26 protein-coding genes and 1 pseudogene are annotated in these 24,248 nt (G+C 66.7%); 6 read left to right on the top strand and 21 right to left on the bottom strand.

Annotated elements, in window-relative coordinates; translation table 11 throughout:
• Nucleotides 1-23 precede the first annotated feature (23 nt).
• From AB1K56_RS07525 to AB1K56_RS07490, 8 genes and pseudogenes are all read right to left on the bottom strand, one after another.
• Nucleotides 24-1,058, bottom strand: a pseudogene (locus AB1K56_RS07525) (recombinase family protein); the annotation flags it as partial.
• 231 nt (nucleotides 1,059-1,289) lie between these two features.
• Nucleotides 1,290-1,523, bottom strand: coding sequence for a hypothetical protein (locus AB1K56_RS07520; RefSeq protein WP_371205156.1), 234 nt, complete (start codon nucleotides 1,521-1,523; stop codon nucleotides 1,290-1,292).
• A gap of 4 nt (nucleotides 1,524-1,527) precedes the next feature.
• Nucleotides 1,528-2,085 carry a hypothetical protein gene (locus tag AB1K56_RS07515; RefSeq protein ID WP_371205155.1) on the bottom strand — a complete coding sequence of 186 codons (558 nt, stop codon included), beginning with the start codon at nucleotides 2,083-2,085 and terminating at the stop codon, nucleotides 1,528-1,530.
• 19 nt (nucleotides 2,086-2,104) lie between these two features.
• Entirely contained in the window at nucleotides 2,105-2,545 is a 441-nt protein-coding gene (locus AB1K56_RS07510) for a single-stranded DNA-binding protein (protein ID WP_371205154.1), read from the bottom strand.
• Nucleotides 2,546-2,625: 80 nt separating this feature from the next.
• The gene (locus AB1K56_RS07505; protein ID WP_371205153.1) at nucleotides 2,626-4,404 is read right to left on the bottom strand and encodes a type IV secretory system conjugative DNA transfer family protein; all 1,779 of its coding nucleotides are present in this window, start codon (nucleotides 4,402-4,404) and stop codon (nucleotides 2,626-2,628) included.
• Entirely contained in the window at nucleotides 4,401-4,949 is a 549-nt protein-coding gene (locus AB1K56_RS07500) for a hypothetical protein (RefSeq protein ID WP_371205152.1), read from the bottom strand. The genes AB1K56_RS07505 and AB1K56_RS07500 overlap by 4 nt, the downstream gene beginning before the upstream one ends.
• Nucleotides 4,946-6,430 (bottom strand): ATP-binding protein, encoded by a 1,485-nt coding sequence (locus AB1K56_RS07495; RefSeq protein ID WP_371205151.1) that lies wholly within the window; start codon nucleotides 6,428-6,430, stop codon nucleotides 4,946-4,948. The genes AB1K56_RS07500 and AB1K56_RS07495 overlap by 4 nt, the downstream gene beginning before the upstream one ends.
• Nucleotides 6,427-7,257 (bottom strand): hypothetical protein, encoded by an 831-nt coding sequence (locus AB1K56_RS07490; protein ID WP_371205150.1) that lies wholly within the window; start codon nucleotides 7,255-7,257, stop codon nucleotides 6,427-6,429. The genes AB1K56_RS07495 and AB1K56_RS07490 overlap by 4 nt, the downstream gene beginning before the upstream one ends.
• Nucleotides 7,258-7,447: 190 nt before the next feature.
• Here AB1K56_RS07490 and AB1K56_RS07485 point away from each other — a divergent pair, with 190 nt between their 5' ends.
• Genes AB1K56_RS07485 through AB1K56_RS07465 form a run of 5 tightly spaced genes read left to right on the top strand, consistent with a single transcriptional unit; the run spans nucleotide 7,448 to nucleotide 11,516 of the window.
• Nucleotides 7,448-8,434 (top strand): NAD-dependent epimerase/dehydratase family protein, encoded by a 987-nt coding sequence (locus tag AB1K56_RS07485; protein ID WP_371205149.1) that lies wholly within the window; start codon nucleotides 7,448-7,450, stop codon nucleotides 8,432-8,434.
• Entirely contained in the window at nucleotides 8,386-9,108 is a 723-nt protein-coding gene (locus AB1K56_RS07480) for a cytidylyltransferase domain-containing protein (RefSeq protein WP_371205148.1), read from the top strand. Before AB1K56_RS07485 ends, AB1K56_RS07480 begins: the two co-directional genes overlap by 49 nt.
• The gene (locus tag AB1K56_RS07475) at nucleotides 9,083-9,562 is read left to right on the top strand and encodes a hypothetical protein (RefSeq protein WP_371205147.1); all 480 of its coding nucleotides are present in this window, start codon (nucleotides 9,083-9,085) and stop codon (nucleotides 9,560-9,562) included. Before AB1K56_RS07480 ends, AB1K56_RS07475 begins: the two co-directional genes overlap by 26 nt.
• The gene (locus tag AB1K56_RS07470; protein WP_371205146.1) at nucleotides 9,559-10,440 is read left to right on the top strand and encodes a hypothetical protein; all 882 of its coding nucleotides are present in this window, start codon (nucleotides 9,559-9,561) and stop codon (nucleotides 10,438-10,440) included. Before AB1K56_RS07475 ends, AB1K56_RS07470 begins: the two co-directional genes overlap by 4 nt.
• A 14-nt stretch (nucleotides 10,441-10,454) precedes the next feature.
• On the top strand, nucleotides 10,455-11,516 hold the full coding sequence (locus AB1K56_RS07465) for a glycosyltransferase family 2 protein (protein WP_371205145.1): 1,062 nt from the start codon (nucleotides 10,455-10,457) through the stop codon (nucleotides 11,514-11,516).
• Here AB1K56_RS07465 and AB1K56_RS07460 read toward each other — a convergent pair whose 3' ends face one another.
• The 13 genes from AB1K56_RS07460 to AB1K56_RS07400 all read right to left on the bottom strand — a co-directional run bounded on the left by AB1K56_RS07460 (nucleotide 11,517) and on the right by AB1K56_RS07400 (nucleotide 23,448).
• A complete protein-coding gene (locus AB1K56_RS07460) occupies nucleotides 11,517-12,287 on the bottom strand; it encodes an aldolase/citrate lyase family protein (protein ID WP_371205144.1) in 771 nt (256 codons plus the stop codon).
• 128 nt (nucleotides 12,288-12,415) lie between these two features.
• Nucleotides 12,416-13,885: a PrgI family protein gene (locus AB1K56_RS07455; protein ID WP_371205143.1), complete on the bottom strand. Its 1,470-nt coding sequence runs from the start codon at nucleotides 13,883-13,885 to the stop codon at nucleotides 12,416-12,418.
• 3 nt (nucleotides 13,886-13,888) lie between these two features.
• Entirely contained in the window at nucleotides 13,889-15,262 is a 1,374-nt protein-coding gene (locus tag AB1K56_RS07450; RefSeq protein ID WP_371205142.1) for a conjugal transfer protein TrbL, read from the bottom strand.
• A gap of 30 nt (nucleotides 15,263-15,292) precedes the next feature.
• A complete protein-coding gene (locus AB1K56_RS07445; RefSeq protein ID WP_227007205.1) occupies nucleotides 15,293-15,589 on the bottom strand; it encodes a DUF6112 family protein in 297 nt (98 codons plus the stop codon).
• Between the two features lie 170 nt (nucleotides 15,590-15,759).
• Nucleotides 15,760-16,026, bottom strand: coding sequence for a DUF6112 family protein (locus AB1K56_RS07440; RefSeq protein ID WP_371205141.1), 267 nt, complete (start codon nucleotides 16,024-16,026; stop codon nucleotides 15,760-15,762).
• Between the two features lie 6 nt (nucleotides 16,027-16,032).
• On the bottom strand, nucleotides 16,033-17,640 hold the full coding sequence (locus tag AB1K56_RS07435; protein ID WP_371205140.1) for a M23 family metallopeptidase: 1,608 nt from the start codon (nucleotides 17,638-17,640) through the stop codon (nucleotides 16,033-16,035).
• A gap of 10 nt (nucleotides 17,641-17,650) precedes the next feature.
• The gene (locus tag AB1K56_RS07430) at nucleotides 17,651-18,343 is read right to left on the bottom strand and encodes a hypothetical protein (RefSeq protein WP_371205139.1); all 693 of its coding nucleotides are present in this window, start codon (nucleotides 18,341-18,343) and stop codon (nucleotides 17,651-17,653) included.
• 36 nt (nucleotides 18,344-18,379) lie between these two features.
• Nucleotides 18,380-19,381, bottom strand: coding sequence for a ParB N-terminal domain-containing protein (locus tag AB1K56_RS07425; protein ID WP_371205138.1), 1,002 nt, complete (start codon nucleotides 19,379-19,381; stop codon nucleotides 18,380-18,382).
• Nucleotides 19,378-20,280 carry a hypothetical protein gene (locus tag AB1K56_RS07420; RefSeq protein WP_371205137.1) on the bottom strand — a complete coding sequence of 301 codons (903 nt, stop codon included), beginning with the start codon at nucleotides 20,278-20,280 and terminating at the stop codon, nucleotides 19,378-19,380. The genes AB1K56_RS07425 and AB1K56_RS07420 overlap by 4 nt, the downstream gene beginning before the upstream one ends.
• Before the next feature lie 93 nt (nucleotides 20,281-20,373).
• The gene (locus AB1K56_RS07415; RefSeq protein ID WP_371205136.1) at nucleotides 20,374-20,778 is read right to left on the bottom strand and encodes a hypothetical protein; all 405 of its coding nucleotides are present in this window, start codon (nucleotides 20,776-20,778) and stop codon (nucleotides 20,374-20,376) included.
• Nucleotides 20,775-21,416, bottom strand: a complete 642-nt coding sequence (locus AB1K56_RS07410) for a DUF2637 domain-containing protein (protein ID WP_371205135.1) — start codon at nucleotides 21,414-21,416, stop codon at nucleotides 20,775-20,777. The genes AB1K56_RS07415 and AB1K56_RS07410 overlap by 4 nt, the downstream gene beginning before the upstream one ends.
• A 32-nt stretch (nucleotides 21,417-21,448) precedes the next feature.
• Nucleotides 21,449-22,381 (bottom strand): bifunctional DNA primase/polymerase, encoded by a 933-nt coding sequence (locus AB1K56_RS07405; protein WP_371205134.1) that lies wholly within the window; start codon nucleotides 22,379-22,381, stop codon nucleotides 21,449-21,451.
• Complete coding sequence (locus AB1K56_RS07400; protein ID WP_371205133.1) at nucleotides 22,381-23,448, bottom strand: ImmA/IrrE family metallo-endopeptidase; 1,068 nt, start codon at nucleotides 23,446-23,448, stop codon at nucleotides 22,381-22,383. Before AB1K56_RS07400 ends, AB1K56_RS07405 begins: the two co-directional genes overlap by 1 nt.
• A 310-nt stretch (nucleotides 23,449-23,758) precedes the next feature.
• Here AB1K56_RS07400 and AB1K56_RS07395 point away from each other — a divergent pair, with 310 nt between their 5' ends.
• A complete protein-coding gene (locus AB1K56_RS07395) occupies nucleotides 23,759-24,190 on the top strand; it encodes a hypothetical protein (protein WP_094182230.1) in 432 nt (143 codons plus the stop codon).
• Nucleotides 24,191-24,248: the final 58 nt, after the last annotated feature.

Here is a 24,248-nt window from a genome sequence, read left to right as displayed (position 1 = left end):
ACTCGGGTGTAGTAGTCCTCGATGAGCTTCTCGACGTCCTCGATGAGCATCGCCTGGCGCGTGCAGTCGGTGCGCTTGGAGTGCCGGCCCGAGCATACGAAGTAGCAATACACGTTCCCGTGGCGGTTCTTCGCGTTGGAGACGATGAGCCGGGAACCGCACTGGCCGCAGTGGATGGTGCCTTTGAGGTAGTGACCGTGGACTTGGGTTGCCTCGACGGCGCACTGGTGCGCGGTGAGCACGGACTGGACCTGGTACCAGACCTCGGCTGGCACGAGCGCCGGGTGGTTGCCCTTGTACCGGGTGCCGCGGTAGATGACATCACCCTTGTAGTACGGGTTGGTCAGGAGCCGATGGATAGTGGACACGGCCAGCGGCTTCGCCGGCCTCTTCGGCGTCGGCAGGCTGCGCAGCCCGCGCGAGGTGAGTTCGTCGTGGAGCTGGCTGACGCTCCAGTTGCCCGAGGCGTAGGCCTTGAACGCCCACTCGATCATCGGCGCTCGTTCGGGATCGAGCTCGATGGTGCGGACTTCGCGGCCGAGCTCGTCGCGCTTGCGCACGTTCAGGTACCCGATGGGTGCGCGTCCGTTCGTGCCGCCACCGATGGCCTTCTGGGTCATACCCTTGGTGACCTCGGTGGCGAGGTTGCGGGAGTAGAACTCGGCGATGGTGGACATGATGCCGTGCAGGAGCATCCCGGAGGGGGTCTCGTCGATGTTCTCCGATGCGGACACGAGCATGACGCCGCACTGTTGGAGCGCGAGGTGGATGCTCACGTCGTCGGCACGGTTGCGGGCGAGCCGGTCGACCTTGTGAACGATGCAGTAAGCGACCTTGTTGGCCTTGACGTACTGGATCATCCGCATCAGTTCGGGCCGGTCGGACGACTTGGCCGAGGCTCCTGCGTCGACGAACTCCTCGACGATGCCGGCGCCGAGCTGTTCGGCCTTGCGCCGGGTCGCTTCGCGTTGGGCCGGGATCGAGAAGCCCTCGTCGGTGCCGCCCTTCTCGGCCTGCTCGCGGGTCGAGACCCGCAGGTAGGACACGGCGGCGGCCATTGTCTTGGGCGGGTCGATGAGGCTGGCTGCCGGATCGTCGGCAATGGTGGTCATCGGGGGCTCACTCTCACGCGGTTCGACCCTCGCGCTCCCAACTGTTCGTGGGAGGGGTGTTGATCGTGAGAGCAGCCGGTGAAGGCTGTAGGGCGAGACCCGATGGTCTCGGTGCGTGTTGCCCGCCGAGCGGCGAGGTTTAGGCCACAACACCCCGCATCGCGAGGCTTGCACGGTTCATTCTACCCGGGCGACTTCCAGGGCGGCCAGGACATCCGTCGCCGCCCGGTAGGTGTCGGGCACCCGCGCGGCCGCGCGGGCCGCGCGGCTCTCGCCGGTCTCCTGCAACGTCAGCCGGATGAGAACCTCGGCGAGCTTGTGCAGGTCGGCGCGTTCGCGGTGGACGGCCCGGACGGAGAACGAACGCTCCTCGTACGGGCGACGGTCGGTCTTCTTGGAGTAGCGGCTCATCGGTCTACGGACCCTCGTCGTCAGCCAGGCTGGCGTAGAACTCGTCTTCGGCCTCCTGGCGCTTACGGACCTGCGCGATGACGAACTCGACGAACTCGGTGTCGCGGTCGGTGAAGGTGAAGTCCTGGATCGTGGGTGCAGGGTCCTCACCGGGCCAAGCAGCTTGCCGGGTCGGGCGGTCGTGGTCGCCACGGGTACCGCAGGCGGTGACCCAGTAGCGAAGGCGCTCTCGTGCGTCGGCGAAGTCGCGGTGCCAGCCGAGCGGCGCGGATGCGTTCTGCTCGGGGTCGTAAGCACCGAGCCAATGCAGGTGCAGCGCCGACAGCTCCCAGACCATCTCCGGGTGGTGGTGCCAGAACGGCGGCACCACCGCGACGGTGAGGCCGTAGGTACGACGCAGCCAGTCAACCCACCGGTTCAGTGCGAGCCATTCCTGCTCCAGCTCGTGCGCCGTCAGCAGGTTCCAGTTCACGGGGTGAGGCGGCTCGGGCATGTCCGCGTTGGTGACGCGGGGCGGCCCGTCGAAGACGTCCGGCTCATCCATCTCATGTTGATCGTTCATGGTGCCGTGGCTCCCGAACTCACATGCTGACTGGGGTGTGCGCCGCGGTCGCTGCTCGCTGCGTCGGGTCGTACGCCGCTGCATCCCGACCGACTCCATTGCGCGGCGTCCGGTCCACCTCGTAGCGGGTTCGCGCGGGGTCGTGGCCGATCTTCTTGGCGACGAACTCCTCGCCCTCGATCGCCTGACCGTTGCGCTCGTAGTTGACCGGCCGCGTGTAGCCCTCGGCGACGAAGTTGTCGCCCTGCGCGAAGTTCGCGTGCGCATGCTCAGCGGAACGCCCGAACATCACCAGGTGGTGGTAGGTCGTCTCGGTCTGCGTGAACGATCCGTCGTCCTCGCGGCGGAAATGCTCCTTACCGATCCGGGCGAAGAACCGGGCGTCTCCCTTGGCCGTCTCGGTGAGCAACGGCTCCGAGGCGATGAAGCCTGACAGCGATTCCTGCGTGTGAATGGCCATGATGGCCTCCTCCTGACTCGGGCGACCAACTGCGTGCGGGTCGCTCTGTTAGGCAGGTGCACCCCGATTCCCAAGCGCCGTCAGGCCGAGGGACGGTGGCGCAGCAGTGCTTCGAGTTCGTCGCGGTCGCTGCGGAGTTGTGCGGCGTCGGGGCGGGTCGGCCAGGCGCGGAGGTCGGTGACGATGGGCGGCGCGGAGCGCAGCATCGTGATGCCGGTGCCGAATGGCAGTGTGCGGATGCGGTCTGGCGGCAGGATTGGGACGCGGCGGATCGAGCGCTGATTTGAGCGGGTGCCGTGGTCGCCGAGGGTCACGCTGTCGGTGTACTCGTCACGCTCGCCGATGAGCGTGGAGAGGTCTTGGAGGTCGCGGCTGTTGGACGCGCCGCCGAGGATGATCTTGACGATGCTGGCGTCCCAGATCGCGCCGGCCTGGTGCTCGCTCCACCGGTCGCGAGCCTGTGCGAGGGACTGCAAGACCGGCATGGTCGTGATCCCCGTGCCGCCGCCCTCGGCCATGAGCGTCGGCAGGGACGGCAGCGGGGCGAGGTTCCCGATCTCGTCGAGTGCGAGCAACAGGGGCGGGTCGAGCCGGGCTCCGGGTGAGCGGGCGGCGAGCCGCCGGGCGGTTTCGATGAGGTCTTCGACGAACGCCGCGACCAGCGACGCGGAGGCTCCTGCACCGGCTCCGGTGGCGAGCAGGTAGAGGGTGCCCTGTTCGGTGAGGAAGGTCTCGGGGTCGAAATGCTCGTGTGGGCCGGGGGTGACGGCATCGAGCACGCGCGGGTCGGCCAGGGCAGCGAGAGCGAGCGAGACGCCTTGCCAGATGCTGTCGCGAGTCTTGGGATCGGCGTCAATCATCGCGGCTAGCGAGTCGTCCCAGCCCATCGCCGCGTTCGGGTGGGAGTTGAGGATCGCGACGGCCTCCGACGCCGCGCTGGGGTCGAGGGTCCACCTGAACAGCTCGGCCGGAGCGCGGCCGTCGAGCGCAGCCGCATGCAGCAGGCTCTGGAGTGCGGTGCGGGTCTTGCCCTCCCAGAACCCGCCGGACTCGACCCCTCCAGCGGACAGTCCCGTGGCGGCGGCGAGCCCGTTGGCGCGGATCATCGCGGTCAGCGGATCATCGCACCCGCGAATGGGCGACCATCGGAGCCCGGCGGGAATGCCTTCGGCGAGGTGTTGGGGGTCGAACACGGCGACCGGCCCGCCCTTGCGGCGTCGAGCGCCGAGGGTCGCGGTGAGGTTGTCGGGCCTCGTGCTGGTCGTGACCACAGCACCCGGCGCATCGAGGATCGCGTTGATGACGACATGCAGGCCCTTCCCGGAGCGGGGCGGGCCGATCAGCAGGATCGAGTCCTCGACCGATGCCCAGACCTTCGTCCCACGACTCGCCCCCAGCAGGTAGCCGACATCCTGCGGCGCTGGCGACTCCAAGGAGGGCCGCAGGGTGGCCGCGCGGTGAAGCAGTGCCTTCGCGGATGCGGCGGTCTTGACCTCATGGCCGGTCGCGATCCCGGCCAGTCGGTGCGGGTCAGTCTCGGTCCTCCGCGTGTGTCGCCGTAGCACGATCCAGACCCAGACGATCCCGGCGGCAAGTCCGCCGAGCAGCGCGGCGCTGACGAGCCAGTACACGACCGGGTTGAGCCCGTCGGCACCGAGCGCGGTCGCCGGATCGCCGGGGTTGAACAACACGGCGAGCCCTCCCGCCGCGCCAGCGTCAGGCTGCGGTGTGCCGGTGAGGAACGCGGCGACGCTGCCAGACGCGCGGAGGACGAGCGCGATCCCGAACATGCCGATCAGGCCAATCAGGGCGGCGTTGGTGAGTTCGTCGCCCATGCCCCCGGCCTGCCGCTGGTTCATGTCAGCCGCCGCACCGCGAGCGTGCCCGAGATACGCCCGAACAGAATCACCTCGTGTGTGCCGTCAGGTAGGTCGTCGAGGTCAATGAGTGCGCGGGCCTCGCCGGTCCCGGTAGCGTCGGTTTGGGAGACAATCGTCGCGACGGCGACATCCTCGCCAGGCACGAACCCGCCCGCGGTGACCTCCGCCAGACGCGGCACACGTCGGGCGTGACGACTCCGACGAGTCTCCGGCAACGGGCTCTCGGTCAGGGCCACTGCGCGTCGGGGCTTGCGGGTGCGGAGGATGTCGGTGAAGACGCTGCCATCGTTCTCGCGCACCTCGACCCGGACCGCGATGGTGCGGTCCTTGGTGATGGCATCCATGAGCGGCCCAAACGTCGCGCGCGTCCACACGCTCGCGTCCGGCGACGCGTACGGTGTCCCATCGACCATCGCGGCGAGGGTGCCGTCCTCGGCGACGGTCACGAGGACGTGCGGCAGCTCGACGGGAGCCGTCGTGTCGTCGTCGTTCGGGCATGGTCGGTGCGGGCCGGTGAAGTTCATCGGTGACCTCCCGCGGCGCGGCTGCTGGTGTCGAACAGGGCGAGTTCGTCGGGGTGGAGCTGGTGCTGGCAGACGAAACTCCTGGCCTTGATCCGCCACAGGCCCTGGCCGACGCCGAGGTTCGGCAAGAGCTGCTGCTCCGTCCCAGTCAGACCGAGTGCCCTTGCGGTCGGCCCGAGCTGGTCGGACTCCTGCCGGTACACGATCCGCGTCTCGGCATTCGCGAGCAGCGAGTTGGCCAGGGAACGCATGGCGGAGCCTTGGTCGCCCACATTGTCGAGGTCTGTGAGCTTGTGGAAGATCAGCATGTTCGCGATGCCGTAGTGCCGTGCGAGTCGCCAGTGCGCATCCATCCGCCGCAACAGTGCGGGATGGGACATGAGCCGCCAGGCCTCGTCGTAGATCACCCACCGCTGCCCACCGTTCGGGTCGAGCAGCGCGGACTCCATCCACGCCGACGAGCACGTCATCAACACCGAAATGAGCGTCGAGTTCTCGGTGACCCGCGAGAGGTCGAGCGAGATCATCGGCAACGACGGATCGAACGCGACCGTCGAAGGCCCGTCGAACAAGCCGGCCAGGTCACCGGCCACGAGACGGCGCAGCGCGTGGCCGACGAGTCTGCCGTCCTCGGCCAACCGGCCGTCGGCATCCGCGCTCGGGGCGAGGATGCGATCAACGACCATCGGCAGGATCGGCACGGCGTTCTCCCGCACCGTCTGCGTCAGGGCAATGTCGATCGCGGTGTGCTCCAACGGCGACAACCCACGCGCGAGCACGGTCTCCGCGAGCGCACCGATCAGATCACGCCGCCGGGCCGCGACGGTCGAGGCCCACTGCACGTCCGACAGGCCGCTCGGTCGGTGACCTTCGTCGAGTGGATTCAGGCGAGTGTTGAGGCCGTGCCCGAGGACGATGGCACGTCCACCGACAGCATTGGCCACGGCGGTGTGTTCGCCCTTAGGGTCGCCAGGCACATACACGCGCCGCCCGAACGGCAGCGACCGCGTGTAGAGAGACTTGGCCAGCGAGGACTTGCCGGAGCCGACGATCCCGGCCAGCAACACATTGGGTGCGGTGATGATGCCGCGCGCGTAGAGCACCCACGGGTCGTAGACGAAGCTCCCACCCGAGTACAGGTCTTGACCGACGAACACGCCATCGGCACCGAGCCCGCCCTCGGCGACGAACGGGTACGCACCCGCCAGCGTCGCCGACGTGTCCTGATGCCGCGTCAGATGGAACCGACCCGGAGTGCGCAACCGCGCAGCACCCGGCTCGCCGGCCTTCGGTAGATAGACCGTCGCGCGGCGCTCGGCACGCTCCTCTTCCGCCTTCGACTTCGCAGCGGCGATCGCGGTCCTTCGCTGCTCGGCGTGGAGCCGGGCCTCTGCCTTGCGGCGCTGCTTGCGGAGCTTCCGCCGCTCCTTCGACGGTGCCACCAGAACGGCGGTGTGCAGCCGCGCGCGATCCTCGGTCACAGCACCAGCCCCCGCGCCTGCTTGACCGCCGTGATCTTGGCCGGCTCGAACCACGACCCATCCCGCTTCGGGGCGGGATGGTCGGCCTGCTCCGGGGCACCCGGCGACGAGTACGACACCAGTAGCTCCGGCCCCGCCTGCGCCCGAGCGGACTCGACCTGTTCGGCATCCCGGGGCTCTGCCTCCGGTTCTGTGTAGCGGCGCAGCAGCGAGACATAGCCGACGTGCGGGTTCACGACCAGTGCATAGTCGCCCGACAGCGCCACCTGGTCGTTCGTTCCCTCACCGGGCTCGTCGTAGACGTACCCGTTCTCCAAAGCGGCCTGCGTGGTCTCGTCGCCGTAGTCCCACTGTGCGAGGAAGTCCACCGCATCGACATGCCCCAACTCGCCGAGGATGCGCAACGGCCGGTCAGCCTCCTCGCCCTGGAGGAACACCACGCTGACCCACCGCGACGGCACGGACTCCTCGACGGCGGGCTCCGGACGCCAAGCGATCCGCCCCGCGGCGATGAACCCTTCCGCGAGCCGGTCATACGCCCGGTCGACGAGGTTCGCGGCCTGACGCAGCTCCTCCGCAGTGGCGAGCGCGTCACGCACTCCAGCCTCGTGGCTGCCAGCATCGTTGAAGGCGTGCGCGGCCTTGCGCTCGTGAACATCAGCGATCTGGTCGAGCGCCTGCCGCAGCGAGCGCATCCCCGAAGACAGATCACCGATCACCCCATACATCTCGGCGGGCTGATCGAAACCCCGGCTCGCGTGAGCGAGTCCGCGCAACGCTTCGGACGCCTCAGCGGCATCGGCAGTCGAATCAAAGAACGTGGGCATGGTGGCCTCCTGGCGTTGGGAGTCTGCTGAGACGACAGTCAGGTGCACAGGAAGGACCGAATGCTCTGGACTGGGCACCCCGGCCCTCTCCATGTCCTTCCGGTAAACTGACGGTGCGCGCGGAGAGCCGACTCCCTAGCGGTGAGCCTGCCTCAGACAGCGGTCACCCTCGACCAGGTTCTGTCTGACAATGCGCCATCAACAGGCAAGCGGAGGTTCGATGGGGAGACTACTGGTCACCGGTGCAGGTGGCTTTATAGGAAGCGCAGTTGCTCGACGCTTCCTAGACGAAGGACATGAGGTCACGACCATCGACAACCTCAGTTCTGGTTCCGCTGGGGCCATCCCCGAAGGCTGCACGACCGTCATTGCTGATCTCAGTAGTCCGCATACGTTCGACCATCTTGGCGAGCATCAGTTCGACGCGATCTATCACATTGCCGGGCAGAGTGGGGGCGTTCCTAGTTTCGCGGACCCAGTGTATGACCTCCAAGCCAATGTCCAGTCAACACTGCTGCTGCTTGCCTATGCAAAGAAAACCGGATGTCCGACTGTCATATATGCGAGTTCAATGGCAGTTTACGGCGATCCGGCGACGCTTCCAGTAACAGAGGAACACCCTTTCAGTCCGAAGACATTCTATGCAGTTGGCAAGATAGCCGCCGAGTCATACCTTCGACTCTACGCTGACCAAGGAATAGCCTGCACCGCGCTACGCCTCAACAACACTTACGGACCCGGCCAAGACCTGTCCAACCTCAATCAAGGTATGGCGAGCATCTTCCTCGGCCAGGCAGTAAGTTCCGGACAGATCAAGGTGAAAGGCGGCAAGGACCGCTTTCGCGATCTGGTCTATATTGATGATGCCGTCGAAGCCTTCGCCTTGGCGGGCGCCTCGGCGCGGCCTTTTGAATTCCGTGCGTACAATGTCGCCACCGGAGTGAAGACAACAGTAGAGGAACTGCTCTCCTTGATCGCTTCCTCGCTGCCGTTCAACGTTGAAGTCGAGGTGGAGGGAAGCACCCCTGGCGATCAACACGGCATCTATTGTTCATTCGATCGCATCGCCAGGGAGCTGAACTGGAGTCCGAAGGTAGATGCAGCCGCAGGAATCCAGCGCATGGCTCAGTGGGCACTTGGCGAGGCGGGCGACAAGAGAAAAGGGGTGGAGACGTGAGAGTCGTAGCGTTGGTGGCCGCCAGGGGCGGCTCACAACGAGTCCAAGACAAGAACACACGACCATTCGCCGACAGCACCCTTCTCGACATAAAGTTGGGCCAGTTGATCCGTGTGAGAGGTATCGATGAGATCGTAGTCAGTTCTGAGAACGAAAGAATCCTCAAGATCGCACGGAAACATGGCTGCGTAGCGAAGCGCCGCCCTGGTTCACTCGCCTCCAGCGAAGCACCGATGAGCGAGGTCTACCGCCACATGGCTTCGGAGCTTGAAGCTGAGACGATCCTCTATGCCAACTGCACTAGTCCGCTTATCCGTGACGCAACTGTCGAGGATCTCATTGAGACTTTCATGAGCATGGATGAAGATCATGACTCAGTTAGTACGACTTCGCTTGTACGGGAGTTCTTGTTGCGAGACGGGAGTCCAATCAACTACGACCCAGCAAATCAGCCGCGGTCGCAAGACCTTCCAAGAATCGACGCGCTGAACTTCGCGATCAACATTCTGCCGCGTACGACGATGATTGAACGCAAGAACGTTCTTGGCTACGCTCCCGTGCTTCGCGTGCTTGACGAAATCGAAGGCATCGATATTGATACACCCACAGACTTTGCGGTTGCGGAGTTTCTGTACGAGTCTTACGGGGGTGAGGCGCATCTTCGCAGACGGTGAAGCACGCGTGCGCACCGATCGTCTCCACGCTCTCATTATGTGGCCTGCGACGTTTGGTGGTTATCGAGCCAATGATTCGGAGCAACTGATCAATGGCGCTCTGCAAGTTAAACATAGGCTCCTGCTGCCCTCCATGCACTACTCGACGTTACGACAGTTCGTAGTGCGCGTTTATGCCGGCGAGGACTTCATCGGCACTGAGGACGACGGGTTTCGATTCTCGACCGATAAGTCGAAGGGTGTTTGGCGCGAATCGGACCGCGCTCAAATATTGGTCGTTGAAGCCGAAACAAATCTGGTTCTGCAAGTCAAGGAAGAGGTTCGGCGGATGTGTGGAGTCGGGCGCCATGCGCTTCACACCACGGACTCGATTGAAGAGTTCCGACAAGTCTGGCAGACCGCTACCAGGCTACGCGAGACTGGATTTCACACCGAGAGTCTTTGGATGCGATGAAGACGTATACCGCCGCGTTGCAGCCAATCCGCAAGGCATTCTGGCATGCCCGTAGTTCTCGGTACCTTGCCTCGCACCCAGCAGAGCGGCAGGCCATCAAGTTGAACCTTCCGCTTCGTGGCACGCACCAAGGCGAGAGGTGCTTCATTCTGGGTAATGGACCCTCGTTGCTTGACGAAGACCTCACACTGCTAAACGGTGAGACTCTGTTCTCCGTCAACAACCTCGATGCTCAGGAGTTGGGAGCGCCGCCACCGCGCTACCATGTGATCTCTGATCGGCGATTCTTTTCCATGGGTTCTGATTCAGTCGCTGATCGGGCGATGGCCTCCCGCCTCGCGCACATCACGAGCAGAGAAGGAGTGGCCTCCGGCCAACCGCCGACCACCTTCGTCCCGAGTTCGGAGATCGGGAAACTTGAGGAATTGTCTGGTGCGCGCGTACATGACGTCCGGTACTTTTGTAACCCGTACTACTTTTCGGACTACTACCAGATATCGGACAACCTGTCTCGCGTGATACCACGATTTAGTTCCGTCATTCAGCACTGCATAGTTGTCGCGATACATCTCGGATTCCGGCAGATCTACCTCCTTGGTTGCGACACTACGAACATTGTCGCCAACGTCCAGACGGCGATGGAAGAGAGTGCGGACAGCAGCTACGCGTATAGCGTGTCGCCCGAAACTGATCAGTGGCTTCGGAATCAGTATCGCAAACGCGACATGGAGCGATGCGCAGAGTCATATCTTGAAGTGCTTATGGCATTCCGATTTCTGTCCAGTTATTGCCAAAGCCGCGGCGTCGAGCTGGTCAACTGCTCATCGAGAACGGTCGTCGACTCGATCGTGCGCGCGCGGCTGCGAGACCTTTTGTGATTCTCTCAATTGTCATGCCTGCACACAATAGCAGTGGCCACATGGCGCCCACGCTCAAGAGCGTCGCCTCCTTGCTCGGTGAAGATGCCGAACTGATCTTTGTGGATGATGGCTCGTCCGACAACACGGCTGATCAGTTCTTCACTCTCCAGCGAAGCATCCCACTCGCGAACTCGAAGATTGTCAGGCAATCTCACCAAGGGGTAAGTGCGGCACGGAACAGGGGCATCGAGCACGCAAGAGGCGACTACCTACTCTTCCTCGATAGCGATGACTGCGTGTCGCATGAACTCCTTGCTTTGCTTCGAGCGTCTGTTTCTGACTATGCGGCCGACGTAGTGTGTTGGGGGTGGGACACCGAATCTGCCGACGGTTCGGTCCTCCGACGATACTTCGACGTCCATCCCCAGCTCCCACTGAACATGACTGGCGAGGAGGCGCTTTACCGGCGCGTAGTCGATCGTTCACTTCGTGTCTGGACGGCGAGTGCTGCCTACAAGCGCACGCACGTTGCAGAGCATGCGCTGGCATACACGCGAAATTGTTCTGTTGGAGAGGACCTGGAGTTTAGTTACCTAGCGCTCTTATACGCGAAGAAGGTCTCGTTTCTCCCGCGAGTGCTCGCCACCTACCGAAAACGCTCCGGTTCGGTGACCTCGAAGCCAAGGCTTTCGCGCTTCGACAGCATCCTGGCCCTCAAGCGCGTTCAGGCTGCGCTGGATGCTGACGGGAGACCGAGCGTTCGCGCTGTTGCTAGCCACTTCCGCCGGACGAAGATTCTCGTGAACTACTTTTACACGCTGGAGTCCTATCTGATGAATCCGACGGCCGGGTCGATATCGGAGACGCTCGCAGCGCTGAACGAGGTATTTCCGGAGCTGACTTCAGAGATCCAAGAAACGATCTCCGGCGACAGGTTGGGTTTACCAAAGGAGTGGCGGCTGTTTGCGGTTTCTCCGATGGCTTGGTGGGCCTGGGTTCGCGTTCGGCGCAGAACAGATCGATATCTACCAACGCGATTTAGGTCCTCTGGTCCACTCGCGCAGATGCGGCGTGCGGAACTGCTTGCGCGATGATCAGGTGGTGGCCAACCTCACTCCCAGGTCAGCACGTCTCTTAGCCTCAGCTGCTGTAAGCGGCGCGAGCTCCCGCGATTTCAAGTCGAGCCAGGCCAACTCAAAATGGACTGCCGCCGCGATCGCAGCGGATAGGTGCGAAGTCCTCCCGATCGGGAACACAACTTTCCTTGTCTCCACGCTGTCGATAAGCGCCGATAGTGATTGAATGAAGGGAACAGACCGCAGAGTAATTGTCCCGCCGAGGGTCGTCGATATGCCAAGCCTTCGCGCGATCTGAAACGTCTGGATAGCCAAATCCCTGACGGCTGAATCTTCAACATGCCCACGGGAGAGTCCGAGAGAGTCAGTCAAGTCTGTCCGTCCCAGCACGAGGCGTTCAATCTTCTCTGCGACGGGCGCGTTGGCAATTTCAGGAAGCGCCGCAACACCTGCGACTGACTCGATGTTGATCGCAAGTTGCGGTAGTTTCATGCCCTGAAGGTCAGCTTCAACGGTGACAGCGCGCACGAACTTTGAAGCGGCGAATGGGGATTCGATCATCGGCGCGACCACGCTCTGGGCTCCGAGTTGAAGAGTTTCTCGGATGTCTCGCACGGCTTCGCAACCGCCGACCTTGACAACCAGCTCCAGGTTGGCTTCGTCGGCGAGTGTAGCCAAGAGGGACGCTTCCGCGCTTGTTGCTCCTTCAGCCTCGAACTCGACTTTGAGATGTGACGCTCCGGCCTTACAGACCGCCTCAATCGCATTTCGCGCGTCCTGAATGGTCACTACAGCGAGCCTCCTTGTCGCCAGGGATCGTGGAGTTCCATCCTGCCAGAGGTGCCCCCGTCGACTATGGCTCCGGTCGGTGCGTCGGTCCCGACATCGCCAATCTTGGATGCCACCATGATCGACCTTCACACTCTGCGGCAGAGCGGGAGTGTGGCGGCGGTGAACGCGGCTGCTTGCTGGCCGACGAGGAGCCGAGTCTCGCAGGATGCTTGGATCGCGGCCTGCTCAATGGCGGCGACGGCGGCATCGAGTTCCTCGACGGTGGGCGCGGAGACGGCGATGAGGCCGGTGTAGCGGAGGATGCCGTGTCCGGCGGTGAGGTCGGCTTCTTGTTGGAGCACGTCGTGGTACTCGGCGGTCTGGGAGGCGTCCTCGATCTGGCCGATCTTCGCGCGCTGGGCCTGGTCGGAGATGTGCTCGACCTTCTTCTTGCGGATGTCGCGAGCAGCGGCATCGGAGCGCATCGGGGTGCAGATCAGCGAGAACGACCGCTGGATGCCGGTGGACAGCAACACCGGCGACAGGAACCCCGGATACACCAGCGATCGCGGCCACTCGCTGACCCAGAGCACCGCGTGATGGGCGGAGTCGGTGCGTAGCCTGCCCCAGGTCTCCGTGACCGCAAGCGGCCCCGCAGTCGCAAGGGACTGGCCGAGCCTCCCGTGCCGTTCCAGGGTCGCAGCGATCGCCGGGTCGTAGGCGGAGCGCAGCATCACCGCGATCTGCCCCGGCGTGAGCCACCCCGAGGGCGAGAGGTCGGCGGAGCGGAGCGCGGCGACGAGGGTGTTCATCTCCTGTCGCAACACGGCGGCAGCACCGCGTATCCCGCCTCCGGCGGTCCTGATCTGCCGCGCCGCCGTCTTCATGTCCAGTGACAGTGAGAGCGTGGTGGCGTGGCGTTCGCCGGCGGGTCCCGCACGCTGGATGAGTTCGGCGTAGGTGTCGGCCGCCCACGATCCATCTGGAGTGCCGTGGGTGGCCCACCATTCGGCCAGTCCGGTGCCAGAGTCCGGCAGCGTGCGCTCCAAGACCTGAAGGGTGGCGATCCGCCCGGAGCGGCAGACGGTGGCCAGCACACGGCCCCAAGACGTAACACGGCGTTCCTGTTCGCCCGGGTCGAGGAGCACGAACGCGGGATGGGTGACCTCGCACACCACGGTCAGTGTGGCGGCGTGGGGGTCGTGGATCATCCCGGCACTGGTGTCGGGGTCGGTGTATTCGCGCAGTCGCGCCATGTCGCCGGGCAGGGCGAGGGTGCCGACGGGGCGAGGGACGACGATCCTGCGCCGGTACAGCAGTTGCCCGCCGGTGGTGCGCCATAGCCACCAGCAGGCGATGGGCAGCCACTCCACGATGGGCCGGCCCGCGATGGGTATCCAGGTCAGCGCGGCGGCGAGTACCCAGATGGGGGCGGTGTAAGCGAGCAGCATCCCGCCGCCGGCGTAGAACGCGCCGATGAGCGTGGCTCCGCCGATGGCGAGCGTGATGAGCTGGGTCAGCGACAGGCCGAGGAGGACACCGCGGCGGGTGAGGCGGGAGAACTTCACCGGCACGAGTTCGCCCGCGGTGGGACGGTCGTGGTTCGTGCTGCTCATCGTCTATTCCTTCGGTGGGCGTGGCGCGGGCGGCGGGGGCTGCTTCGGCGGCGGGGACGGATCAGTGCTCGGCGGTCGTGGTGCAGGGCTCGACGGCGGTGCCGCAGGCGAGGCTGCGGGCGGTGGCGGTGTCTGCGCGGCTGCGTCGGCGGCGTGCTCGCCTTGGGCTCCCAACGCGGTTCCGGCCTTCGGGCCGGCGGTCGCGGCACCCTTGGCGACGCTCGCGCCGACCACGACGCCTGCCGCGACGGGACCGGCTGCGGCCGCGCCGCCCCCGCTTGCTGCGGCTCCACCACCGGCTGCACCTCCGCCGCCCGCGGCGGGTGCCGGTGCCGGGGTCTTCGGGGGTGGCGGTGCGCTGCTTCCTCCACCGGAGCCTCCTCCTGCGTTCCCGCTGCTGCTGGTTCCGTCGAGTACCTTCTTCGGGTCGCCGCCGCCTTGGGGTTTGGTGGGGACGGGGATCGGGCGGTTGAGTGCGCTCTTGGCGTCCTGTTCGGAGCCGATCGCGTGGTACATGTCAAACCCGACGAACGCGATGAACTTGTAGGTGAGGTAGGGGGCGAACGCGGCCATCGCCATCAGCACGATCCCCGCGATGGGGTCGCTGACGGAGGCGAGGTCGGCGTCGATGGGTGCGGAGACCTGGGTGATCGCGACGAGGAACATCACGACGAGCACGAGCTTGGAGCAGATCAGGGCGACGACGAACATCGCCCACTTTCCGATCCACCCGCGCGAGGCGTCCCAGGATGCGCCGCTGAACGCGAGCGGCGCGAACACGACCGCCACCAGCAGCAGTGCTTTCCTGACGAGGAGGGACAGCCACACGATCGCGGCGGCGGTGAGCGCGAGGCCGGCCATGAAGATCGTGATGATCGCACCGACACCGGGGGCCGCGATGTTGATGCCCACCAGTCCTGCGGCGAGGAGGGCGATCTTGTCGCCCATCGACTCGGTGGTCTCTCCGGCGGCCTGCACGATCCCGATGCACAGCTGGTCGACGACTTCCAGCAGCAGTGCCGTCAGCGTGATGACGACGAACGATCCGAGGACGGACTTCGCCAGCCCGAGCGCGGCGCGGGTGAGTGCGGTGGGGTCGCGGCGGATTAGGCCGGTGATGAGTTGGAGGCAGAAGAAGATCAGCATCACGAAGACCGCGATGCCGAACAGCAGGTTGTAGACGGCGATGTAGCCGGGCTTGGTGACATCCACCAGGGTCGTGGTGTCGAAGACCGACCAGACCGCCTCGAACAGCCACCCGGCGGCGGCACCCATCGCCTGGGCGAGCCAGTCGAACGGGGCCGCGACCAGAGAGGCGGCTCCTTCGCCGACGGCATCGCAGACCGAGGAGATCACGGGAACGTCGCACACGCCCATCACGAACACCAGCTCTCGACGACAGGCGAGTCAGACGGACTGGCCGACGTTCCAGAAGAAGTTGATGAGCGTCACGCTCGCGCCGCAGATCACCGCGGCACCGCAGGAGACGAGGACGCCGATCTTCCCGCGCGAGGCGAGGTGCGGGTTGGAGGAGTTCGCGCCGAAGCCCCACACGATCGCGGACACGATCAGCGCGAGCACGGACAGGATCAGGCCGATGGTCATCACCGCGCCGACGATGGTACGCAGTTGATTGATCCCCGGCAGCCCGTTGGTGTTGGGGTCGATGTTGATGTCCATCGGCACCAGCAGCGGCGCGGACATGACGTTGGCGAGCAGATCGAACACGGTAGGTCTCCTTGGCGACGGGCGGCCCGCCCACGGACTCGCAGACGGGGGTACACGCCACAGGTGCACCCGCAACCCCTCGACAGCAGAGACAGCGATGCCCACGCCGCCGAGGACGTGGGCATCGAGCTCAGAGAGGTTCAGCGTCAGAGTTGCTGGCCGAGGTTGAGGAGCCAGTTCATCCAGGCGACGCCGCCTCCCGCGAGGACGGCGGCACCGACAGCGACCAGCACTCCGATGCGTCCTTTGCTGGCGGTTGCGTAGTTGCCGTGGGCTGTCGCGATGGCCCAGACGATCGCGGAGACGATGAGCATGAGGACGGCGACGATGAGGACGAACGTCAGGAGCGCGCCGACGACGGCGCGGAGGTCTCCGATGCCGCCGAGCCCGTTGAAGTCGGGGAAGACACCCATCGTCGATCACCCTGCCTTGACGGTGACGTGGAGGTGGTCGTAGTGGCCTCCGGTGATGGAGGCGGGGTCGTGCATGCCGCCGCCGTTGTAGGGTCGCCAGCCCTCGGCGTCGCGGGCGACGGACCAGATTTGGCCTTGCCAGATCAGGTACTCGACGCCGAGCACGTCGGCGTTGTCCTTCATCCAGTTGGTGACCTTCCAGCCGGCGTCGAGCTGTGTCGGGGTGGGGTGCTGGCCGATGCGGTTGCCGAAGGTGATGTCGCACGCTCTGCCGAGGGGATGCTCGGACTTGGTGCCGGGGCGCGGTGAGTAGCAGCCCCAGCCGGTGTCGGGGAACGCGGTGAGGGTCTGCTGGCGGAGGTGGAGCATGCGGGCGGTGATCTTGCCCGAGCTGGTGGGATCGTCGACGAGCCGGTCGGGGTCTCCATCGACACCGGTCGGCGCGCCCGCAGTCGCGTTGCAGGCGGCGGGTGATCCGCTGGTCGCCGTGGGCAGGTTCGCGGCCCCGTGCTGGTTGAGCCAGGCGGCGGCGTCGATGGCCTCGCCGTTCGTGCCGCCGGGCCGGACCTCGAAGTGCAGATGTGCGCCGGTGCTCATGCCCGAGGAGCCGACATCGCCGATGTGCTGCCCGGCGCTCACGCGGTCACCGGGGCGGACGTGGATGCCGCTTTGCCACATATGCGCGTAGGCGGTCGCGACGGTCTTGCCGTCGATGGTGTGCTCGATGACGATGAGGCCGCCGTACCCGCCGGAGAACTCGGCGATGGTCACGGTGCCGTCCGCGGCGGCGAGGATCGGGGTGCCGTCGGGTGCGGCGAAGTCGGTGCCGGTGTGCATTTTCCGTTCGCCTGTGATCGGGTGAATGCGCATCCCGAACGGCGAGGTCAGCACCCAGGTGCCCTCGGGCAGCGGGAACACCACCCGCGACGACGAGACCGCCGGGCCACCCACTCCGCCAGTCGCGCTGCCGCTGTTGGTGAGGGCGGCGAGGATGCTGTCGGCGACGGGCGCGTAGGTGCGGTAGCGGTCGGGGTAGGCGGAGACTTCGACGGCTTGGGCGGCTTCGCCGGGTTCCATCTGTTGCCAGCCGGGGATGTCGAGCAGGCCGCGCGGTGAGGGGTAGTTCGGTCCGGTTGGCCCGCCGAAGAACGCTCGCGCCTGATAGTTCGGGTCCATCAGTTCGGCGACGGTGCCCCATCCCGATTGCGGGCGCATCTGGAACAGTCCGAGGGAGTCGTGGTCGCCGCCGTTGCCGTCGTTGGGGTAGTTCGCCGACTCGGGGTAGGTGCCGGTGTTGGTGAGCATCCGTAGCGTGGATTCGGTGAGCGCGGCCATCAGCGCGATCTTGATTCCTGGCCGGCCCACGTCGGTGATGCCGTTGCCGGCGGCGATGATCGTTGCCGCGTGCGTGAGCTGCTGACGGTTCAGAGTGAAGGTCTCGCCGTTCGCGGTGGTCACGGTGAGCGAGTCTGGGATCGTGCCGAGGTTCACGGTCCCGGCAGGGGTGGCGCAGTAGGCGGCAGCGGGGTTCATCAGCACCCCGATCCCGAGGAGTGCTGCGGCGGGGGCGAGGAACAGCAGCGCCAGGGCTGCGATGGCGGCTTTGCGGAACACGACAGCCCCTTCACCGCAGCGGGTTGTCGAGCTGCGACAGCCGCAGCAGATGGCACGTCGGGTAGGTGGGTCCGCAGACGACGAACACGGTGAACGCGACCGGATGCTCGCTGGTGACCGGTTGCCCGTTCCAGACCCCGGCGCGGTGGCGGGTGCCCTCGATCGTGACGGCCGTCGTGCCTGCCGCGAGCTGCCCTGGCTGGGCCTGCGCTACGGCGTCGGCCCAGGCGTCGGGGACGTACGCGGTGTCGATGGTGAGGTGCTGGCGGGTGGCGTATTGCCGCAGCTCGATCCAGGCGTCGCGGGTCGGCAGGTAGACGGCCACGTCGGAGGCGAGCCCCGCCTGTTCGTCGCCGCTGGGGTCACCGACCGTGAGGATCGCTGAGGTGTAGTCCAGCGGCCACAGCCCCGAGGCGGTGTCCCACGCGAACAGAGTGGACGCGACACCGCGAGCGAAGGTCTCGGGATCGGCCGAACGCGGAACCGCCGGTACCCGCGGCGACCGGGGCGTGCTCGGTGCCACCGACGGCGGTGCTGTCGTGGTCGGGCCAGGCTCGGGGTCGGGATCGGGGGTGGTGTTGCTGCGGGGGCCGGTGAGGAGTCCGTAGACGCCGACGCCGGCTAGGAGCAGCAGGACGATGCCGGCGGCGATGAGGGCGAAGAGTCGGCGGCGGTTCCGGGGATCGGTGGATGCAGGGCTCATGCCGAGCAGGTGCGCACCCGGCACCCGTGCCCGTGGTCAGAGCGCGCGGAGGCGTGGCCGCCCCGCCGCGTCGTCGCGGGCGGTGCGGAGTGCGTCGGCGAACCGGACTGTGCCGTCGGCGGTGGCGAGGAAGTTCTCGAACTGCTCGTCGGTCAGCTCGGCGGCGAGGGTGTCGGCGTCGTAGTGGATCCACCAGTTCGTCAGTTCGCCCCAGGTCTGGACGAACGCCCGGAGCGGATAGCGGACGGGTTGCCCGTCGCCGGTGACGAGCGGCAATGGCTTGGGTGGGGTGCGCTTGCCCTTCTTGATCGACTTCGCGCGGGCAACGGCTGCTTCGGCGCGAGCGTGCATCTCGGCCTCGCGCCGCTCCCGCGCGGTCGTGTCGGCCTCACGGATCGCCTGGTAGATCGGATGCACCGGGTCACCGGCCTCAATCCTCTCCAACCCAGCGGAAGCCTCGGCGCGCAGGGTCTCTGGCAGGGCAGGGTTGCCAGCGATGTCTTCGAGGTAGCCGATCTTCTCGAACGTCGTGTGCGACGCGCCGCCGGGGATCATCGCCGCCGCCTGCTCGCGGGCCTTCCCGAGCGGCCCGCTCGACGGTGGTGCAAAGTTTGCACCACCGTCGTTTCCGGGCTGGTTCTCGCTGCTGAACTGCGTGGCGGACTTCCGGCGGGCGGCGTCCTCGGCCATGACCTGCTTGAGTTCCCGGTACAGGCCGGCGGCTTCGAGCTGGGTGTAAGGCTTGTGGAGCATGTTGTCGTCCTGCTCGGCGAGGAGCTGCCCGAGCCGGTCGGACAAACCGCTGCGAACCCACACGTTGACGGTGCGCCAGCCGAGCTTCTTGATCGCGGCCAGGCGTCGTGCCCCGCACACGAGCACGCCGTCGATGGTGATCGTGAGGGGTTGCAGCAGGCCGTCGCGGTCGATGGACGCGGCGAGGGCGTCGATGTCGCCGAGGTCGGCGCGGTGCCGGGTGCCGACGTGGATCGAATCGACGGTGCGGTCGAGTTGGATGCTGCCGATCTGTGGCTCGGTCACGATGACTCACCGCCTCCACTACTCGGTGCGGCCAGTGCGAGCGCGAGGATCAGGTCGTCGTCGCGGAGCAGCAGGTCGAGCGTTTCGCCGAGCAGGAGCCGGAGCAGGATGCCGCGACCGCTGCTGGTGGCGACGTAGGCCGGGTGCGGGTTCCCGAGCAGTGCTTTCAGGAGTGCGGCCCAGGAGCGGCGCGGCAGGTCGAGCAGTGCCCGCGCGTGCCGATCGCGGCGCAGCGTCTCGTAGGCGGACTGGCGGGTGCCGGCCTTCATCAACGCCCCGCAGACGTGCTCGACGGCGGCCCGTGCGGTGTCGGCGGGCCAGTCGAGTAGGCACAGCATCGTGATGGCGTCCTCGGCCGCCGACCCGGCGGACATGCATGCCTGCGCCGACCCGAGATTGTCGCGCGGTTGCGGTTCGAGGTCGCTGGGGCGCAGGTCGGTGGTGTGGAACGCGGGATGGTAGTCGGCCAGCGCGGTGTCGCGTTCGGAGAATCGTTCGGGGTCGTGGAACGCGGAGACGTGCGCGCGGCGGGCCTGGTGCACCGAGCAGAGCAGTCCCTGGGCTCGTTCCTCGTAGACGCAGGTGATCCGCACGGCGTGGGTGATGATCGCCCACGGATCGTTGGCCTCGCGGGTCGAGCGGTACTGCATCGCGTCGAACGCCGCCGTGACTGCTTCCCAGGTATCGAGCTTGTGCTTCCTCGCCAGAGCGCGGTACTTGTCGGCGGCGAACTCCATCAGGTCGCGGGCCACCGGGTCGTGAACCCAGGCATCCTCGCCACCTTCGGCGAGGCGATTGAGCAGGGCGCGCAGGCCCTCGCCGGTGGTGAAGTCCTCAGCCCCGTAGACCGTCGCGTGTTCGGTGCTGGTGTTCCTGCTGGTGCTGGTTGGTGTGGTCATGGTGTCGGCACCTCCTGGCAGGCAGGTGCTCACTCGCTCCCACGAGCGCGTCCTGCTTGCCGATGCCGTCGCAGCCATGACCTGTCACCTCCGTCAACTCATCGAGACCCCGGAACGGGACACCTGCGACGCCGGTGCGGTGCTGCGCCCGAACGCCGAGATCGGAGGCAGCCGCCGGGCGCGATCTCCGAGACGGCGAACGCCGGCCCCGAGCGGGGTGCGGGTGCGGCGGGCGAGCTCGGCGTGGAAGTCGAGGCCACGCCCGGCCGCGTGCGCCGAGTGCCGGGCGATCAGGTCGGTGGGGCGCACCCACTCCACGCCGCGCCCGCGAACGAGCGCGTGCTGCTTGTCATCGCGGGCGACCTGCGCGGCCCGCACCGCCTCCGGCGTACTCGTCGCCTCGGCGGGCTCGGGGCGTTCCCGCGGCTCGTCAGGCACCAGCCGTGCCGGATCGGGCCTAGCGGGGTCGCGGTGCTGCGGGTTCTCAGTTGTGTTCATGGGGTCGTCTCCTCCCGCTCGTCTGCGGTGTTGTTGGTGTCAGTGAGGTGCGCGACGGCGAACCAGCGGCCCACGGTCGAGGGATGCACCCCGAGTTCGCGGGCGATCCGCTTGTTCGACCAGCCCGCCTCGCGCAGCTCCCAGCCCAGGGCACGCCGATCCGCCACATCGTCGTCTCGACGAGCCGGTTGCGCGTCGCCAGACGGCAGCTCTGGCATGGGCTCGACGGCGACCGTAGAGAACGCGGCGGCGGGTTCCTTGTCGGGGTCGGTGGTGCGGGTGAGGATCACGGTCAGGTGCGTGATGGCGAGCAGAACGACGGGCGGCACCGCGGCGACCGAGGCCGCGAGCATCCTGGGAACGTCGGCGTCTGCGGCGACGACAGCGTGAATGGCGTTCGCCGTCACCGAGACGAGCGCGCCGCCGACCAGCAGCACCCACGGGTACCAGGCCGACCGCTGCCCGGCCAGAGCGACGACGGCGACCGTGGCGACGACGATGATGCCGTCCACGATCAGCGGCCACGCCCACGCCTGCCCCGCCCCGATCCCGGAGCGAGCGGCCAGATCGGCCAACGACGTGAACGACAGCCAGAACGCCCCGGCGGCGATGAACACCGTCCCCGCAACCGCCGTCATGGCAGCCCAGCGCCGCCCGTCCGATTCACGCCTCACAGCCCGGCCCTCCCGAAGGCTGCGGACGGCGCGCTCGCCGAGCGGCCGAACCATCGACCCGCGCTCTGGGTTCTGCCGTCTGACGTTGCCTCGGGCGCGGGCTGGGTGGATCGGTAGGCAGAGCGCACCGTCGTGGTGATCTCGCGATCACCCAGACCCGCCGACTGTGCCGCAGCCCCCAGTGCATCGAGGGCGTCGGACGGCGGGACGCCGTTCTCGGCGAGGCGGCAGGCGGCCCAGAACAGGCCCCGGTTCCGCTCGCCCTCGCCCCGCCCGGCGACCCACGCCGCCAACCGCTCAGCATCCACACCCATCGAGCCGCTGCTCGCGCGTGGTGGAGCGACGGGGCGCGGGTCGAGGAAATCCCGCAGACGGGCCGCATCCACCGCGCAGACCGAGTGCGCGGCGATGTCGGCGACCTCGTACCGGCGGACGTGGCCGTCGATGATTCGCCGGGAGGGCGGAGCGATGATGTAACCGCCGTCGCCCCGGAAATCGACACCAGCGGTGGCTGCCTGCCACGACCGCTGCTCTCTGCCCGGTGTCGCCGGGAAGTACACGTGCGCGCCACCGGTCGGTGTGCGCACCAGCAGACCCGCCCCGTCGACGAGCCCCGCGTCGGCGGCGCGCTGGAAGGCCGGGCGGCCGTCGTGGGGGCCGTGGACATCGACATCGACGACAACGACACCTGATGCCGCGCCGGTCGGGATGCCGATGTTCGCGTCCGGTGTGCGCGACCACCACGCCGCAACCTGTTCCGGGTCGCTGCTCGCGTCGAGGAACCCACGACGGGTCAGCGGACGCTTCCCCTCGACGACGCACGGAAACACGGGCACGCCAGCCGCCGCGAGGGTCCGCGCCGCCAGCGCCAGGCTTGGCGAGCGATCCACGCGGATGAGCGCCGCAAGGACATCGAACGGTTCGGGCATCACAGCCCCCGCCCTGCCATAACCGGCACAGCACGCGGTCGATCCGCCTCCACCGCAGGTGTGCGGGAGGTGCGCGGACTGGGGGTGTTGCGTTCGAGGCCGGGCGGGGTGCCGTCGCCGACTTGGAGCGTGTCGAGCTGGTCGAGGATCGCCAGCGCGGTCTTCCGCACCCGCTCGCCGGTGGCCTGCACCACCTGGACGGGCTCTTGGCCGTCCACGCGGGCAGCCCACGTCGACACGTACGGGATCGTGTACCCGGCAGTGTCCATGCCGTGCGCGGCACCGATCATCAGCGCGACAGACTCAGCTTCGACCTCACGGATGCCGCGATGCTGCCGCGCCTCCTCGTCATCGGGATCGTGCATCACAACATGCGCCAGCTCGTGCGCGAGAGTCTTGACCTGCGCGGCCGGGTCCATGTTCTCCCGCACCGCGACCGTGCGCGCCTCGTAGTCGGTCATGCCGTTCGCGCCGGAGATCATCCCCTCGTGCGGCACCCGCAGCACCTCAAACCCCGCCCCGCGAATCTGCCCGGCCAACCCCTCCCACAACCCCGAGGGCGCTTCGCCTTCCAGCAGCGTCGGAGCGGGCGGCCCCGGCAACGGTTCACCGTCGGTCTGCGAGGCATCCCACACGTACGCCGGCCTCGCGCCGACCATCCGCGAGCGCACCACCTCGCCGGCTTTCGGCTTCTCCCGCGGCCCGAGCCGCCGCCACGACCCCGCATCGGCAGGCGTCGCGGTGGCGAACCGGCCCGTCACGGGCGCGAAGATCATGTAGCCGGGCTGGCCCTTCATCACCTGCCGCCCGAGCCCCTGCCACTGCCGGTACCCGGCAACCAGAGTCGGGAAGGGCTCCGGCACCCGGCCGGCCTCGAACGCGGCCTCGTGCTGCACCCAGATCAGCATCGTGTTGTTGAACGACCGCGACCGGAACCGAGCCGCGAAGGCCAGCGCCTGCCGCCAGTCGTCACCCGAGACCAGCGACTCGACAGCGCCAGTCAACTTCTCGTGCAGCTCGTCGAGCTTCGCTTCCCTTGCCGCGCGGGCGTCCTCGTTCGATGCCATGCTCCGGCCTCCTCTTCGGCGGGCCGCGCCAAGGTTGCGCGCGGCGGTACACCTGGCAGGTAGGCGCGAACACCCGCGCCCGGATCGTGAGCTGGACATCGTTCACCTCCTTGAGGCAGCCCGAGCCGAGACCGAAACCGAGCATTGAGCATGCTCAAAATGTCCCGGAGTCCTGTTCTAACACCCATCGTTGAGCATGCGCAAGCCTTGATTTGTGCATGCTCAACGACTACGGTTGAGCATGCACAACCACCCTCCGGGTGGATCACATGGATGCCTTGCCCGTCGCGAAGGGAAGGGGGTCACCGCCATGACCGAAGACGAGAGCCAGGCTGCGGCCGAAGACCTCGCCAAGCGTCTGCGGCTCCTGATGGACGTCGCCGTCGCCGAGTCCGGCACGGAACCGACGTACTCGCAGATCGCCGACTACCTCCACGAACGAGGCACCAACCTGTCGCGGTCGCGCTGGACCTACATGGTCAACGGCCACCGCTACGTCCAAGACCCCGCCGTCTTCGAGGGGCTCGCCGCGTTCTTCGACGTGGACGCCGCGTTCCTTCTCGGTGAGGACGGTGCCGCCACTCCCGAGAAGGTCTCAGCGCAGCTCGATCTGGTTCGGTCCATGCGGGCCGCGAAGGTGAAGTCCTACGCAGCCCGCACCCTCGGCGACATCTCGCCGAAAGCACTCCACGCCATCACCAAGTTCTTGGACGAGGAAATGACACACATGCCCGAGCACTGACCGGTACCGCACGACACGGAGCCGACGCCGGTCTCTGCTCCCCACAGACAAGGGGCAA

The sequence above is a fragment of the Microbacterium sp. BWR-S6Y genome (assembly GCF_041379845.1).
GTDB classification, from domain to species: Bacteria; Actinomycetota; Actinomycetes; order Actinomycetales; family Microbacteriaceae; genus Microbacterium; species Microbacterium hydrothermale.
This window is presented reverse-complemented; position numbering and strand designations above follow the sequence as displayed.

Coding starts and splice junctions, on each gene's coding strand:
- AB1K56_RS07450 (WP_371205142.1), bottom strand. CDS start 15,262: ATGGGCGTGTGCGACGTTCCCGTGATCTCCTCGGTCTGCGATGCCGTC.
- AB1K56_RS07400 (WP_371205133.1), bottom strand. CDS start 23,448: ATGGCATCGAACGAGGACGCCCGCGCGGCAAGGGAAGCGAAGCTCGAC.
- AB1K56_RS07420 (WP_371205137.1), bottom strand. CDS start 20,280: ATGACCACACCAACCAGCACCAGCAGGAACACCAGCACCGAACACGCG.
- AB1K56_RS07515 (WP_371205155.1), bottom strand. CDS start 2,085: ATGAACGATCAACATGAGATGGATGAGCCGGACGTCTTCGACGGGCCG.
- AB1K56_RS07445 (WP_227007205.1), bottom strand. CDS start 15,589: ATGTCCGCGCCGCTGCTGGTGCCGATGGACATCAACATCGACCCCAAC.
- AB1K56_RS07470 (WP_371205146.1), top strand. CDS start 9,559: ATGAAGACGTATACCGCCGCGTTGCAGCCAATCCGCAAGGCATTCTGG.
- AB1K56_RS07410 (WP_371205135.1), bottom strand. CDS start 21,416: ATGACGGCGGTTGCGGGGACGGTGTTCATCGCCGCCGGGGCGTTCTGG.
- AB1K56_RS07430 (WP_371205139.1), bottom strand. CDS start 18,343: ATGAGCCCTGCATCCACCGATCCCCGGAACCGCCGCCGACTCTTCGCC.
- AB1K56_RS07500 (WP_371205152.1), bottom strand. CDS start 4,949: ATGAACTTCACCGGCCCGCACCGACCATGCCCGAACGACGACGACACG.
- AB1K56_RS07395 (WP_094182230.1), top strand. CDS start 23,759: ATGACCGAAGACGAGAGCCAGGCTGCGGCCGAAGACCTCGCCAAGCGT.
- AB1K56_RS07520 (WP_371205156.1), bottom strand. CDS start 1,523: ATGAGCCGCTACTCCAAGAAGACCGACCGTCGCCCGTACGAGGAGCGT.
- AB1K56_RS07490 (WP_371205150.1), bottom strand. CDS start 7,257: ATGCCCACGTTCTTTGATTCGACTGCCGATGCCGCTGAGGCGTCCGAA.
- AB1K56_RS07415 (WP_371205136.1), bottom strand. CDS start 20,778: ATGAACACAACTGAGAACCCGCAGCACCGCGACCCCGCTAGGCCCGAT.
- AB1K56_RS07465 (WP_371205145.1), top strand. CDS start 10,455: ATGCCTGCACACAATAGCAGTGGCCACATGGCGCCCACGCTCAAGAGC.
- AB1K56_RS07505 (WP_371205153.1), bottom strand. CDS start 4,404: ATGAACCAGCGGCAGGCCGGGGGCATGGGCGACGAACTCACCAACGCC.
- AB1K56_RS07455 (WP_371205143.1), bottom strand. CDS start 13,885: ATGAGCAGCACGAACCACGACCGTCCCACCGCGGGCGAACTCGTGCCG.
- AB1K56_RS07510 (WP_371205154.1), bottom strand. CDS start 2,545: ATGGCCATTCACACGCAGGAATCGCTGTCAGGCTTCATCGCCTCGGAG.
- AB1K56_RS07405 (WP_371205134.1), bottom strand. CDS start 22,381: ATGCCCGAACCGTTCGATGTCCTTGCGGCGCTCATCCGCGTGGATCGC.
- AB1K56_RS07440 (WP_371205141.1), bottom strand. CDS start 16,026: ATGGGTGTCTTCCCCGACTTCAACGGGCTCGGCGGCATCGGAGACCTC.
- AB1K56_RS07485 (WP_371205149.1), top strand. CDS start 7,448: ATGCGCCATCAACAGGCAAGCGGAGGTTCGATGGGGAGACTACTGGTC.